This window comes from Streptomyces sp. V1I1, from assembly GCF_030817355.1.
Taxonomy (GTDB): domain Bacteria; phylum Actinomycetota; class Actinomycetes; order Streptomycetales; family Streptomycetaceae; genus Streptomyces.
This window is the reverse complement of the sequence record NZ_JAUSZH010000001.1, coordinates 6117199-6130819: the sequence shown is the minus strand read 5'-3', so window position 1 is coordinate 6130819 and position 13621 is coordinate 6117199. Positions and strand designations below refer to the sequence as shown.

The 13621-nt window shown below is 70.7% G+C and carries 7 protein-coding genes and 2 pseudogenes; 7 read left to right on the top strand and 2 right to left on the bottom strand.

Annotated elements, in window-relative coordinates:
* Positions 1-134 precede the first annotated feature (134 nt).
* Genes QFZ67_RS28725 through QFZ67_RS28715 form a run of 3 tightly spaced genes read left to right on the top strand, consistent with a single transcriptional unit; the run spans position 135 to position 7298 of the window.
* Complete coding sequence (locus tag QFZ67_RS28725; RefSeq protein WP_307663949.1) at positions 135-1571, top strand: hypothetical protein; 1437 nt, start codon at positions 135-137, stop codon at positions 1569-1571.
* The gene (locus QFZ67_RS28720) at positions 1564-6573 is read left to right on the top strand and encodes a tetratricopeptide repeat protein (RefSeq protein WP_307663948.1); all 5010 of its coding nucleotides are present in this window, start codon (positions 1564-1566) and stop codon (positions 6571-6573) included. The genes QFZ67_RS28725 and QFZ67_RS28720 overlap by 8 nt, the downstream gene beginning before the upstream one ends.
* On the top strand, positions 6570-7298 hold the full coding sequence (locus tag QFZ67_RS28715) for a hypothetical protein (RefSeq protein WP_307663947.1): 729 nt from the start codon (positions 6570-6572) through the stop codon (positions 7296-7298). The genes QFZ67_RS28720 and QFZ67_RS28715 overlap by 4 nt, the downstream gene beginning before the upstream one ends.
* A 6-nt stretch (positions 7299-7304) precedes the next feature.
* Here the strand turns inward: QFZ67_RS28715 and QFZ67_RS28710 are convergent, their stop codons facing one another.
* Complete coding sequence (locus tag QFZ67_RS28710; protein ID WP_307663946.1) at positions 7305-7517, bottom strand: DUF397 domain-containing protein; 213 nt, start codon at positions 7515-7517, stop codon at positions 7305-7307.
* A gap of 35 nt (positions 7518-7552) precedes the next feature.
* Positions 7553-7747, bottom strand: a pseudogene (locus tag QFZ67_RS28705) (multiprotein-bridging factor 1 family protein); the annotation flags it as partial.
* A gap of 167 nt (positions 7748-7914) precedes the next feature.
* Between QFZ67_RS28705 and QFZ67_RS28700 the strand changes: the two are divergent.
* The 4 genes and pseudogenes from QFZ67_RS28700 (at position 7915) to QFZ67_RS28685 (ending at position 13593) form a co-directional block, all read left to right on the top strand.
* The gene (locus QFZ67_RS28700; RefSeq protein WP_307663945.1) at positions 7915-8538 is read left to right on the top strand and encodes a GntR family transcriptional regulator; all 624 of its coding nucleotides are present in this window, start codon (positions 7915-7917) and stop codon (positions 8536-8538) included.
* 448 nt (positions 8539-8986) lie between these two features.
* The gene (gene aceE / locus QFZ67_RS28695; RefSeq protein ID WP_307663944.1) at positions 8987-11656 is read left to right on the top strand and encodes a pyruvate dehydrogenase (acetyl-transferring), homodimeric type; all 2670 of its coding nucleotides are present in this window, start codon (positions 8987-8989) and stop codon (positions 11654-11656) included.
* 136 nt (positions 11657-11792) lie between these two features.
* A pseudogene (locus QFZ67_RS28690) lies at positions 11793-12608 on the top strand (MerR family transcriptional regulator).
* 19 nt (positions 12609-12627) lie between these two features.
* Positions 12628-13593 carry a YafY family protein gene (locus QFZ67_RS28685; RefSeq protein WP_307663943.1) on the top strand — a complete coding sequence of 322 codons (966 nt, stop codon included), beginning with the start codon at positions 12628-12630 and terminating at the stop codon, positions 13591-13593.
* The last annotated feature ends 28 nt before the right edge of the window (positions 13594-13621 follow it).

Genomic DNA, 13621 nt, shown 5'->3' with positions numbered 1-13621 from the left:
AGGACGGGGGCACTTCCGTGTCCGCCGCGTTCGGGCCGCCCGGGGGTACGGATCCCGGAATCCCGCTCCTCCGTACCCACGCGCGGTTACGGTTGTGCGACACCGAGCGACGGACAACAGGGGGAGTCGCAGCGATGCCACGTCAGCCGTTGAACGATCTGGTGGTGGTCCTGCCCGGCATCATGGGCAGTCGGCTCGCCGACGCCGACGAGAACGAGGTGTGGGGTCTGTCGGGTGCGGCGCTGTGGCGAGGGATCCGTACGCTGGGGCGCTCGATCGGCGGGCTCACGCTGCCGCACGATCTCGGCGACGACCACCCGGGCGACGGCGTCCGGGCCACCGGAGTGCTGTCCGATCTGCACGCGCTGCCTGGCAGGTGGGCCCTGGTCGACGGCTACACAGGGCTCCTCGACTGGCTGGAGCGCGGCTTCACGCTCTCCCGAAGATTCCCGGGCCAGCCCGCGGCCGTGCCGACGAACCTGCTGCCCTTCCCGTACGACTGGCGGCTCTCCTGCCGCTACAACGCCGGCCTCTTGAAGGCCACCGTCGAGGAGGAGCTGGACCGCTGGCGCGCCTCCGCCGCCGCACGCAAGGACGCGCGGGTGACGTTCGTCTGCCACTCCATGGGCGGCCTGATCGCCCGGTTCTACGTCGAATGCCTCGGCGGCCACGAGATCACCCGCCGGCTCATCACTCTGGGCACCCCGCACCGCGGCTCGTTGGACGCGCTGGAGGCGCTTGTCAACGGCCACAGTGTGGGCCCCCGCCGACTGCGGGCCGCACTGACCCGCTTCGCGCGGAGTCTCCCGTCGCTGCACCAGCTCACACCGGACTACGCCTGCCTCACCACGGGCAAGGCTCTGCTGTACGCGCGGGAACTGCCAACCGCCCTGCCCGGTGTGGACGAAAAGCTGCTGCACGACGCGGGCGCATTCCACGCGGCGATACGAGAGGCCGCCGAAGCCCGCACGAAGGGCGCCGCCGACCCTGCCTTCGTGCCGTTCGTCGGCGTCCTGCAACCGACGGCGACGACCGCCACCCGCTCCGATGACGGCGAGCGGCTGATCACGTCCACAGCTGTCGGATCACGTACGGAAGGGGGCGACGGCACGGTCCCCCGCCTCTCCGCCCACCCGCCGGGCGCCACGGCGGGCCACACCCCCTGCGAGCGACACGGCTCGCTCCAGGTCAATCGTGGCGTCCGGGACGCGCTGTGGAACTTGCTGGCACCGGAACCGGCCTACCACCGGGGCCCTGAGGACGAACCGGTCCGCCTGGGCGTGGATGCACCGGACTTCGTGGCGGCCGACGGCACGTACGAACTGACGGCGACCGTTCCGCCGGACGCCCCCGGCGGGGACGAACTTGCGCTGCGGGCCACCCTACGCCCCGCCGACGGGGGCCTTGAGAGCCGGCGGACGCTGCGCAACCACGGCGAGGGGCAGTACAGCGTCACCTTCCCGGGCCCGCTCAACCCTGGGCCCTACCGGGTGACCGTGGAGGCCGCGGGTCGGCCGGACTCCGCGGTCACGGCACTCCTGTTGGCGGGGGACCACGAGAGTGATGCCTGAGTACGGCACCGGCCGCATCGGTGGCACAGCACTGGGCTTCGTGGTCGAGAACTACGAGCACAGTGCCTTCAGAACCCTTCCCGGCGCGACGGCCCAGCTGAACGCGCTGGGCGAACTGCTGCGGGAGTACGGCTACACGGCAGACGTCGTCGCCGATCCCGGCCGGGACACCGTCCGCGACACTCTGCGGGCGTGGGAGAAGGAGTGGGCGTCGGCCGGCGGGCACCGGCACGCCCTGCTTCTGTGGTCGGGCCACGCGAAGGAGCACGACGGCCGACTGCACCTGATCACCCACGACACGGAGAACTCCGCGGACGAGGAACAGGCCTACCGGACCGAGCTGCTGGCCGACGCGGCTCTGCGCTCCGGCGCGGACCAGATGCTGCTCGTCATCGACACCTGCCACTCGGGCGCCGGGGTGCTCCAGCCGATCCGCCGGGCCCTTCAGGACTTCGCCAGGAAGACGCAGCCGGAGGGCAGGGCCAAGTGGATCGGGGTGCTGGCGAGCTGCCAGGCGGATGAGCTGTCCGACGGCCGGGGCCATCTGCTGGACATGCTGACGCGGGTGTTACGTGAGGGACCGAAAGAAAACCGGTCCTACCAGCACGAATGGAGTGTGCGAAACAAGGGCGTCACCGGAGCCGCGGTGATCCAGGCGGTGCTCGGGCGCTGGGAGGTCGACGGCCAGCGGCCGACGGATGTCTCCACCGGGCACGCACTGCCGATGTTCCGCAATCCGCGATGGCGCCGCAACGCGTCGGAAGAGCTGGTCGAGCACCTGGTGCTGGCAGCCAGGGGGGCCGGACGGACCGAGGAGGGCTGGTTCTTCACCGGCCGCCGCTCCGTCCTGACCGAGATCGTCGAGTGGCTCGTTGAAAGGAAGCCAGGGCTGTTCCTGGTCACCGGCAGTGCGGGCAGCGGGAAATCGGCCGTGCTGGGGCGCATCGCCACACTGTCGCACGCAGGGCAGCGTGAGGAGGCCCGGGCGCACGATGCCCTGAGCGAAGACGATCCCGATCCCGGAGCGGGAGCTGTGGACGCGTCGCTCCATCTGCGGGGGATGGATCCGCAATGGCTCGCCAGGGCGCTCGCCGACGAACTGGGTCTGGCCGAGCCGAGGACGCCCGCGGCCCTGATCGCCGACCTGGAGACGCTGGACCTCGGCCGGCCGCCGGTGCTGCTGCTGGACGGCCTGGACGAGGCGGCACCCGAGCAGTCGTCGGCCGTCGCCGAGCAGCTCCTCGTACCGCTCAGCCGTATCGCCACCGTGCTGCTCGGGTCGCGTGACCGCCCCTTCAGGCCCTACGCGGAGCCGCAGGAGCCTCTGGCCGAGACGCTGACCAGGTGGCTGGGCACATCGGCGCGGGTGGCGGACCTGGACGCGCTGCCGGAGACCGCGCGGGACATCACGGCGTACGCGGAACGCCGGCTGCGGGCGGGAGGGCTGCCGGAAGCCGTGCAGAACGAGGCCGCCGGTGCGCTCGCCGAACGGGCGATGAGCAGCGCCGGCGGCTTTCTGTTCGCGCGGCTGGTCACGACCTCGCTGATCCGCAGGTTTCGGGAGGGCGGTGACAGCGGGCACCAGGGCATTCCGGCGTCGATCGCGGACGCGTTCGCCAAGGATCTGGCACGCGGTCCCAAGTTGACGCGTGACGGGGCCGAACTGCCCATGGCCGCAGTCGATCTGCTGACGGCGCTGGCGTGGAGCATGGGGCGGGGAATGCCCGCACACGGCGTCTGGGAGCGCGCCGCGACGGCCCTCGGGTCGGCGAGAGCAAACTTCGAGCAGGCCGACGTGGACTGGGTGCTCAATGCCTACGGCCGCTACATCGTGGAGGACTCCGACGGTACGCAGGCCGTGTACCGGCTCTACCACCGGGAGTTCGTCGACCATCTGCGCCGGATGTCGCAGTACCGGGGTGAGGAGTCGGGCGTCAGTCCCGCCCGGGCCATTGCGCAGGCGCTGGTCGGGCTGCTGCGTGAGGAAGCGGGCGGGGCCGGCGGCTTGAAAGGCGCGAACCCCTATCTGCTGCACCAGCTGCCGGGACACGCACTGCAGGCGGGCGGTGTCGGCATCACGCTGGTCAGGGAGCTGGCACAGCTGTATGCAGAGCACTTCCTGCCGCAGCTGGCGGCGGTCCTGAACGAATTCGCCTGCCAGCTCGCGACGACCGGGGAGCGTCAGGCCGCACTCGCACCCGCTCAGGAGTCAGCGGACCTCTACCGGACACTGGTCCAGGCCGACCCCACGGCTTACCTGCCCAGCCTTGCGGGCTCCCTCAACAACCTCGCGAACTGCCTGGCCGAGACCGGGGAGCACCAGGCCGCACTCGCACCCGCCCAGGACGCAGCCGAGCTCTACCGCACCCTGGCGGACGCCAACCCCACCGCCTACCTCCCCGACCTCGCCTTGTCCCTCAGCACCCTTGCCACCAGACGCAGCGGCATCGGGGAGCGTCAGGCCGCACTCGAACCCGCCCAGGAAGCCGTCACCATCCGCCGCACCCTCGCTGAGGCCAACCCCGCCGCCCACCTCCCCGACCTCGCCGGCTCCCTCAACAACCTCGCGATCTGCCTGGCCGAGATCGGAGAACGCCAGGCCGCACTCGCACCCGCCCAGGACGCAGCCGAGCTCTACCGCACCCTCGCGGACGCCAACCCCACCGCCTACCTCCCCGACCTCGCCTTGTCCCTCAACACCCTCTCCAACCGCCTGGCCGAGACCGGGGAGCGTCAGGCCGCCCTCACGCCCATCGAAGAAGCGGTCACCCTTTACCGCACTCTCGCCGACGCCGGCCCCGCCGCCTACCTCCCCGGCCTCGCGAGGTCCCTCAACACGCTCTCCAACCGCCTGGCCGAGACCGGAGACCACCAGGCCGCCCTCGAACCTGCCCAGGAAGCCGTCACCATCCGCCGCACCCTCGCGGACGCCAGCCCCGCCGCCCACCTCCCCGACCTCGCCTCGTCCCTCACCAACCTTGCCAACCGCCTCGGCGGCATCGGGGAGGGGCAGGCCGCACTCGAACTTGCCCAGGAAGCCGTCACCATCCGCCGCACCCTCGCTGAGGCCAACCCCGCCGCCCACCTCCCCGACCTCGCGGGCTCCCTCAACACGCTCTCCAACCGCCTCGCCGAGACCGGACACCACCACGCCGCACTCGAATCCGTTCAAGAAGCGGTCACCATCCGCCGCACCCTCGTCGAGGCCAACCCCGCCGCCTATCTGCCCAATCTCGCAGGCTCCCTCACCAACCTTGCCAACCGCCTCGCCGGGATCGGGGAGCGTCAGGCCGCGCTGGCCCCCGCCCGAGAAGCCGTCGCCCTCTACCGCACCCTCGCGGACGCCAACCCCGCCGCCCACCTCCCCAACCTCGCCATGTCCCTCAACAACCTCGCCGCGCGTCTCAGCAGTATGGGGGAGCGTCAGGCCGCACTCGAACCCGCCCGAGAAGCCGTCACCATCCGCCGCACCCTCGCCGACACCCACCCCGCCGCCCACCTGCCCGACCTCGCCATGTCCCTCAACAACCTCGCCAACTGCCTCGCCGAGACCGGACACCACGAAGCCGCACTGGCCCCCGCCCGAGAGGCAGGCGCCCTCTACCGCACCCTCGCCGACACCCACCCCGCCGCTTACCTCCCCAACCTCGCCACGTCCCTCAACAACCTCGCCAACTGCCTGGCCGAGACCGGTGAGCATCAGGCCGCACTCGAACCCGCCCGAGAAGCCGTCACCATCCGCCGCACCCTCGCCGACACCCACCCCGCCGCTTACCTGCCCGACCTCGCCATGTCCCTCAACAACCTCGCCGACCGCCTGGCCGCGACCGGAGACCACCAAGCCGCCTTCGAACCGGCTCATGAGGCAGCCGCCCTCTACCTCACCCTCACCGACACCAATCCCACCGCCTACCTCCCCAATCTGGCGCGCTCCCTCAACAACCTCGCCAACCGGCTGGCCGACTTCGGAGACCACCAGGCCGCGCTCGCCGTGTACGCCGAAGTCGAGCAGGGTCTTGCGAGGCATCCCCACGCGGCTCGACGGATCGTCCTGGAGCGCGCCCTGTTCCAGCTGCACCGGGGTGACGTGGAGACCGGCGTCAGGGGTCTTGTCCGGCTCGCGACGCCCGTCGAGGCCGACCGTTCCGATGCGGTCGCCTTCGTGGCCCGCCAGTCACTACGCGATCACGCCGCGGCAACCACGGACAACGCACGGCGCGTCCGGGCCGCCCACACCTCGGAACCAGAACCACCGGCATGGCTCGCCCTGCCGGACGCCGCGCTGGAGATCGCCTTCGACTGGGTCAACACGCCTGACTGGTCGGCATCGCGCGGCTACTGGGACGAGTACGCCGAAGACCTCATGTCTCACCACACGGCCCTGGCCATCGAGGAACTGGCTCTCATCGACGCCGGCATCCGCGACCACCTCGCCCTGCGCAAAGAGATCATGGAACGCGGACCCGACGCCGCCTATCGCCCACTGCTCCTCGGGGAGCTCCTCGGCGCCTGGCTCGCCACGTCGTCACTGGACGAGTCCCGCCGGTTCGTCGAGGATCACGCGGCCGAGCTGCTCCAGGACGACGCCTCTGCGGCCCTGGAGACCATCGACGGCGACGCCACGGCCACACCGCTCGCGCTCCTTCATCTCGCTCGTCTCGACGGCATCCCGGCCGCCTATCGATGTGCTGAAGACCGCTCCGCCCTCCAGGACCGTATCCACGCCGCCTGGTCCGAATCCAAGCCGGACATCGCAACGCTCCGACACTGTTCCGTCCTCGAACAAACCCTCTTTCAGGACACGTTCAGCGCTCATGTGCACGGTGCTGTCGCCGACATTTTCAGCGGCTCCGCCCACATCACGACAGCACCGCCGAACACCGTCGATCCGGGCGACCGCAATCGGTCCGCCGCCGAGATCGCGACCCTCATGGGTCGCCATCCGCAGCACGTCCAGACGCTGAGCGCCCTGTTGCAGGTCGTCCTCGCCGGGACGCCATGAGCGCGCCCTCCGGCCGTCCCGCTCCGCGCCGCGTCCTGGTCATCCAGGCCTCGTCCGTGAGCGTGACGGGAGCGCCCGACACCGGTCAGGAGTTCCGCCAGTTGTCCCAGAGCATCTCCGGCGCTCCTTACGGCCATGCCTTCGACCTCGACAGCCTTCAGGCGGCTCAGGCCCGGGACCTCCCAGAGCGCCTGATCCAAGGGGTGCCTGCCGTGCTGCACTTCTCCGGTCGTGGCACGCCGGGCGGCGGCCTGCGCTTCCTGACTGATGACGGTGGCGACGCACCGGCCAGCCATGAGGGCCTGCGCAAGCTGCTGGCCGAGTTCGCTCCGGAAGGACTGCAACTCGTCGTCCTCAGCGCCTGCTGGACGGACGAGCTCGCGCTGCTCCTCACGGAGGTGGTCCCTTGCGTGATCGGAACGGCAGGACCGATCCACGACCTGAGCTGCCTCGACTACTCCCGCGAGCTGTACCGAAGCCTCGCCTACGGGCGCTCGGTCGGCTCCTCCCACCGAATAGCCGTCGCCGCAGTGGAGTTGTACGGCGGCGATCCGTCCTGCCTTCCCGAGTTACGGACCGCGGCAGGTGTGAACGGCGACGCGGTGTTCGTCGTGGGACCGGAGTTCCGGGTGCCTCCGCCGCGCGCACCTGTCAAGCCGCTGGGCACCGCGATCCGGCAGCAGTTGCGGAAGAGGACATTCTTCCGAGAGCCGCCGACGCCCTGACCGTTGTCAGAGCGACCCCTCCCTGACGGCGTCCACGAACGCCGCCCAGCCGTCGGCACCGAAGAGGAGGGTCGGTCCCTCGGGGCGCTTGCTGTCCCGGACCGGCGTGACGGACGGGAAGCCGTCGGCGACCTCGAGGCACGCTCCGCCCTCGCCGTTTCCAGCTCGGCCGCGTCCGCGAAGTAATCGGGGTGCTTGGACCCCTGTGCCAGCCTGCACAGCCGCTGGAAGTGCTCACCCGACCCCAGGACCCCGTCCAGCAGCTTCGACATCTCGGCCTGCGGCCGCCTCGTCGCCGCCTCGAAGAGACCGATGTACGCCCCCGAGCAGAAGACCCGCTCGCCCAACTGCTCCTGCGACAGCCCCACCTCCTCCCGCAGGCGCCGCAGTTCCGCCCCGTAGAACGACCTCGGTGACGTGTAAGGGTCCAGGTCCTTGGCACCCGGCATGGGCGACTCCCCTCCGGCTCGCGGCAGTTGCCGATGCGATCCGCGCGACGATCCTAGCTGCGGAACATCACCCCATGCGTACGGTCCGTGACATTGGGTCCGCGGCGGGAGCTCGGAGGTTCCTCTCCGGTAACCTCGGCCTCGGCCATTCCGTGAGGAGCGCATCCATGACCATCCCCGTCGTCCACTCGCTGCGCGAACACATCCGCGAGCACATCGTGGAGGGGATCGTGAGCGGGCGCTGGAAGCCGGGTGAGCGGATCGTCGAGCGACGGATCGCCACGGAGCTGGAGGTCTCCCAGACCCCGGTGCGCGAGGCGCTGCGCGAGCTGGAGTCGCTCCGGCTGATCGAGTCGGCGCCCAACAAGGGCGTACGGGTACGGAATCTGACCGCGGCCGACCTCGAGGAGAGTTACCCGGTGCGGGCGGGTCTAGAGCAGATCGCCGCGGAGCTGGCCGCGGACCGGCTGGCCGAGGACTGCTCGGCGCTGGAGCCGCATGTGGCGGCCCTGTACGAGGCGGACCGGGCGGGCGACTCGGCGGCGCAGGTGCGGCACACGGTGGGCTTCCACCGCGAGCTGGTGAAGGCGGCCGGCAACGGCGTGCTGCTGCACACCTGGGAAGGGCTCGGCATCGAGGTGTTCACGGCGCTGTCGATCCGCTGGCTGGGCACGGTGCAGAAGTCGTACGCGGAGGAGCACCAGGACCTGGTGGAGGCCTTCCGCCGCCGCGACCCGGAGATCGGGCCGCTGGTGAAGGCGCACGTGCTGGGGTGCGCGCCGCGGGCGTAACGCGGCGGCGTGTTCGTACGGGCTGGCATTGTCGCCCCGAGCCGCCGGTCACCGGTTCCGTCCTCAAACGCCGGACAGGCTCGAGATGCCCCCCGAGCCGCCCGTCACCCGGCCCGTCGCCGGGCGAACTTGGCTGGCGGCCCGAGACTCCGGGCGCGTTTGGAGCCGTTGAGGGTCCCCCCGGACGGAGTCTGGGGGAGATTGAGGACGGACACACCGGGTCACCCGGCAGCCTCGGGTGACCAGCGCACCGCCCCGCCCGAAAAGCACCCCATTTCCGCGGCACCGAGTGCCCCATTTCGCGGCACCGCATGCCAATTTCCCCCAAGGCTTTGATCGATCATCGATCAGAGACTTACAGTCGACCTGGGGTTCACCAACCCCTCGCCCTGTCCTGCCAGACAAGGCCCCCTTTCTCCACCCCCCTCCTGTCCGGAAGGCGGCGACCATGACCGACCCCGTAGGCAAGCTTCCGAGCGAGCTCGACCAGCTCCCGGACCGCGACGCCGAGGAAACCGCCGAGTGGGCGGCGTCCCTCGACGCCGTCACCCGGCACGCCGGCCCGCACCGCGCCGCGTACCTGATGCGCCGCACCCTCCAGCACGCCGAGACCGCCGGGGTCCCCGTGCCCCGGCTGCTGGAGACGGACTACGTCAACACCATCCCCACCGCCGCCGAGCCCGCCTTCGACGGCGACGAGGCGATGGAGGCCCGCATCACCGCGTGGAACCGCTGGAACGCGGCCGCGATGGTCACCCGCGGCTCCCGCTTCGGCGTCGGCGGCCATATCGCCACCTTCGCCTCCGCCGCCTGGCTCTACGAGACCGGCTTCAACCACTTCTTCCGCGGCAAGGAGGGCGACGGCAGCGGCGACCAGCTCTACATCCAGGGCCACGCGTCCCCCGGCATCTACGCCCGCGCCTTCCTCGACGGCCGCCTCACCGAGGCGCACCTCGACAACTTCCGGCAGGAGGCGGGCGGCAACGGCCTCCCGTCCTACCCGCACCCGCGGCGCCTGCCCTGGCTGTGGGAGTTCCCCACCGTCTCCATGGGCCTCGGCCCGCTCTCCGCGATCTATCAGGCGCGCTTCAACCGCTATCTGCACAACCGAGGCATCAAGGACACCGCGAACTCGCACGTCTGGGCCTTCCTCGGCGACGGCGAGATGGACGAGCCCGAGTCGACCGCCGCCCTCGCCCTCGCGGCCCGTGAGCGGCTCGACAACCTGACCTTCGTCATCAACTGCAATCTGCAGCGCCTCGACGGCCCGGTCCGTGCCAACTTCAAGATCGTGCAGGAGCTGGAGGCCCAGTTCCGCGGCGCCGGCTGGAATGTCGTCAAATCGCTCTGGGGCTCCGCCTGGGACGAGCTGTTCCAGCTGGACGTCACCGGCGCGCTCGTCCGCCGCCTGCGTGAGGTCCCGGACGCGCAGTTCCAGACGTACGCCACCCGCGACGTCGCGTACATCCGCGAGCACTTCTTCGGCGCCGAGCCCGCGCTCGTCGAGCTGTCGAAGCTGATCAGCGACGCGAAGATCGCCGAGTGCTTCTTCACCTCCCGCGGCGGCCACGAGGCCCGCAAGGTGTACGCGGCGTACAGGGCGGCCGTCGAGCACAAGGGCGCGCCGACCGTGATCCTCGCGCAGACGGTGAAGGGCTACACCCTCGGCAAGGGCTTCGAGTCGAAGAACGCCAACCACCAGATGAAGAAGCTGACGATCGACGAGTTCAAGGGCATGCGCGACCTGCTCGCACTCCCGATCGCGGACAGCGCCTTCGCGGACGGCCTGGTGCCCTACGGCCACCCCGGCGCCGACTCCCCCGAGGTGCGCTACCTCAACGAGCGCCGCGCCGCCCTCGGCGGTCCCGCCCCGGCCCGCCGGGTGCACGCGGTCGCGCTGCCCGAGCCGGACGCGCGTGGCTTCAAGGCGCTCGAAAAGGGCTCCGGCAAGCAGGAGATGGCCACCACCATGGCCTTCGTACGCCTGGTGAAGGACCTGATGCGGGACAAGGAGACCGGCAGACGCTGGGTCCCGATCGTCCCGGACGAGGCCCGCACCTTCGGCATGGAGTCGCTCTTCCCGTCTGCCGGCATCTACTCCCCGCTGGGCCAGACGTACGAGCCGGTCGACCGCGACCAGTTGATGTACTACAAGGAGGCCAAGGACGGCCAGATCCTCAACGAGGGGATCACCGAGGCTGGGGCCATGGCGGACTTCATCGCCGCGTCGACGTCGTACGCGACGCACGGCGAGCCGATGATCCCGTTCTACATCTTCTACTCGATGTTCGGCTGGCAGCGCACGGCCGACCAGATGTGGCAGCTCGCCGACCAGCTCGGCAAGGGCTTCATCGTCGGCGCGACGGCCGGCCGTACGACGCTGACGGGCGAGGGCCTGCAGCACGCGGACGGCCACTCGCACCTGATCGCGTCCACGAATCCGGCGTCGCTCAACTACGACCCGGCCTTCGCATACGAGATCGCCGTCATCGTCAAGGACGGTCTGCGCCGGATGTACGGCCCGGATGCGGAGAACGTCTTCTACTACCTGACGGTCTACAACGAGCCGAAGCCGCAGCCCGCGATGCCGGAGGGCGTCGAGGAAGGCATCGTGCGTGGCCTGTACCGCTTCAAGGAGGGCGTGGCCGCCTCCGCGGACGCGCCGCGGCTCCAGCTCCTCGCCTCCGGCACGGCGATCCACTGGGCCCTTGAGGCGCAGGAACTGCTGAGCGCGGACTGGGGAGTTGCGGCCGACGTCTGGTCCGCGACGTCCTGGAGCGAGCTGCGCCGCGACGCGCTGGAGTGCGACGAGGCTCTGCTCCGCGGCGAGCAGCGCACGCCGTACGTCACCCAGGCGCTGGAAGGCGCGCCTGGCCCGGTCCTGGCGGTGTCCGACTGGATGCGCCAGGTCCCGGACCAGATCAGCCAGTGGGTCGAGCAGGACTACTCCTCGCTCGGCACGGACGGCTTCGGTCTCTCCGACACGCGTGAGGCGGCCCGTCGCCACTTCGGCGTCGACGCCCAGTCGGTCACGGTCGCGGCGCTGGCCCAGCTGGCCCGGCGCGGCGAGGTCCCGGCCTCGGCCGTGAAGGAGGCGCGCGAGCGCTACGGCCTGTAGAGGGGCCTAAGTAACCACCGGCCCTGTGGAAGGGCTTGAGTAACCCCCGGCGGCCCGACGGCCGCCGGGGGTTCGTCATCGCCGATCGGCGATGCTTGACCCTGACACCGTGTGAAGCCGTGCACTGGGAGACGTCATGTTCACCATCGGAGACTTCGCCAGGCACGGCCGTGTGTCGGCCCGCATGCTGCGTCACTACGACGCGATCGGGCTGCTGCGCCCCGCCCACACCGACCCCTACAGCGGGTACCGCTACTACACCGCGGCCCAGCTCGCCCAGCTCAACCGTGTCGTCGCCCTCAAGGATCTCGGCTTCACGCTCCAGCAGGTCCAGGAGATCCTCGAGGAGCGGGTGAGTACGGAGGAGCTGCGCGGGATGCTCAAGCTGCGGCAGGCGGAACTGGAAGAGGCGATGGCCTCGGCGGCCGCCAGACTGTCGCAGGTCGAGGCGAGGCTCCGGTCGATCGAGAGCGAGGGTCACATGCCCACCCAGGACGTCATGATCAAGAGCACACCGGCGGTACGGGTCGCCGAACTGACCGCCGTGGCCGCCAGTTACGCGCCCGAGCACATCGGCCCGGTCATCAGCCCGCTGTACGACGAGCTGTTCCGGCGGCTGAAGGCGGCCGGGGTGACCCCGACAGGGCCAGGTATCGCGTACTAGGACGCACCGGAGGGCGACGGCGCGATCATGGTGCACGCGGGGTGCACGGTCGCTGCCGGCCAGGAGCCCGGCCCGGACTTCGAGATCGCCGATCTGCCCGCCGTCGAGCGGGCGGCGACGATCGTGCACCGCGGGCCGATGGACGCGATCGTGCCCACGGCCCAGAACCTGGCTCAGTGGATCGACGCGGGCGGCCACAGCTCGGCGGGCTACGCCCGGGAGATCTACCTCGAGTGCCCGCCGGACAAGGAGAAGTGGGTGACCGAACTCCAGGAGCCACTCGCCTGAGCTGCGCAATGATGGAGGCATGCGTGCCGCCCGGCTGATCAAGATGGTGCTGCTCCTCCAGGCAAGGCCCTCCATGACCGGGGCCGAGCTGGCACGCGAGCTCGACGTGTCGGAGCGGACCATAACCCGGGACGCCCTCGCGCTGTCCGAGGCGGGCGTCCCGGTCTACGCCGACCGGGGGCGGGCCGGCGGCTACCGGCTCGTGGGCGGCTACCGGACCCGGCTGACCGGGCTCGGGCGCAGTGAGGCCGAGGCCCTCTTCCTGTCCGGGCTCCCGGGCGCGCTGCGGGAGATGGGCCTCGAGGACGCGGCGTCCGCGGCACGTCTGAAGGTGTCCGCGGCGCTGCTGCCCTCGCTCAGGGACGCCTCCCACAGCGCGGCCCAGCGCTTCCATCTCGACGCCCCCGGCTGGTACCAGGAGCCGGGGACGCCCGAGCTGCTCCCGGCCGTCGCGGAGGCGGTATGGGACGACCGCCGCATCAGGGCCCGTTACCGGCGCCAGGACGCCGAGGTCGAGCGGGAGTTGGAGCCGTACGGACTCGTACTGAAGGCGGGCGTCTGGTATTTGTGCGCCCGCGCGGATGCGGCCTTCCGGGTGTACCGGATCGACCGGTTCACGGCGGTGGACGCGGACGGGGAACTCTTTGTACGGGACGAGGAGTTCGACCTGCCCGGCTTCTGGGAGGAGCGCGCGGCCCAGTTCGCGCGCTCCATACTCCGCGCCGAAGTGGTGGTCCGGGTCACCGAGGAGGGCGCGCGTCGGCTGCCGTACGTCACGGACCGGGCGGCGGCCCGCGAGGCGCTGGCTGCGGCCGAACCCCCGGACGGGCAGGGCCGGGTGACGCTCACCCTGCCTGTCGAATCCCACAAGGTCGCGTTCGGCCAGCTCTTCGGCCTGGGTCCCCATGTGGAGCTGCTTGCGCCGCCGGATCTGCGCGCCCGTTTCGCCGAGGCCGCGGACCGGGCGGCGCGGCTGTATCAGTAACAGCCCTACCGCGCTGGACGCGGCCTTA

What these genes read in the sequence shown, in the direction of transcription:
- QFZ67_RS28725 (WP_307663949.1), top strand. Translation starts at nt 135, where the DNA reads ATGCCACGTCAGCCGTTGAACGATCTGGTGGTGGTCCTGCCCGGCATC.
- aceE (WP_307663944.1), top strand. Translation starts at nt 8,987, where the DNA reads ATGACCGACCCCGTAGGCAAGCTTCCGAGCGAGCTCGACCAGCTCCCG.
- QFZ67_RS28685 (WP_307663943.1), top strand. Translation starts at nt 12,628, where the DNA reads ATGCGTGCCGCCCGGCTGATCAAGATGGTGCTGCTCCTCCAGGCAAGG.
- QFZ67_RS28700 (WP_307663945.1), top strand. Translation starts at nt 7,915, where the DNA reads ATGACCATCCCCGTCGTCCACTCGCTGCGCGAACACATCCGCGAGCAC.
- QFZ67_RS28715 (WP_307663947.1), top strand. Translation starts at nt 6,570, where the DNA reads ATGAGCGCGCCCTCCGGCCGTCCCGCTCCGCGCCGCGTCCTGGTCATC.
- QFZ67_RS28720 (WP_307663948.1), top strand. Translation starts at nt 1,564, where the DNA reads ATGCCTGAGTACGGCACCGGCCGCATCGGTGGCACAGCACTGGGCTTC.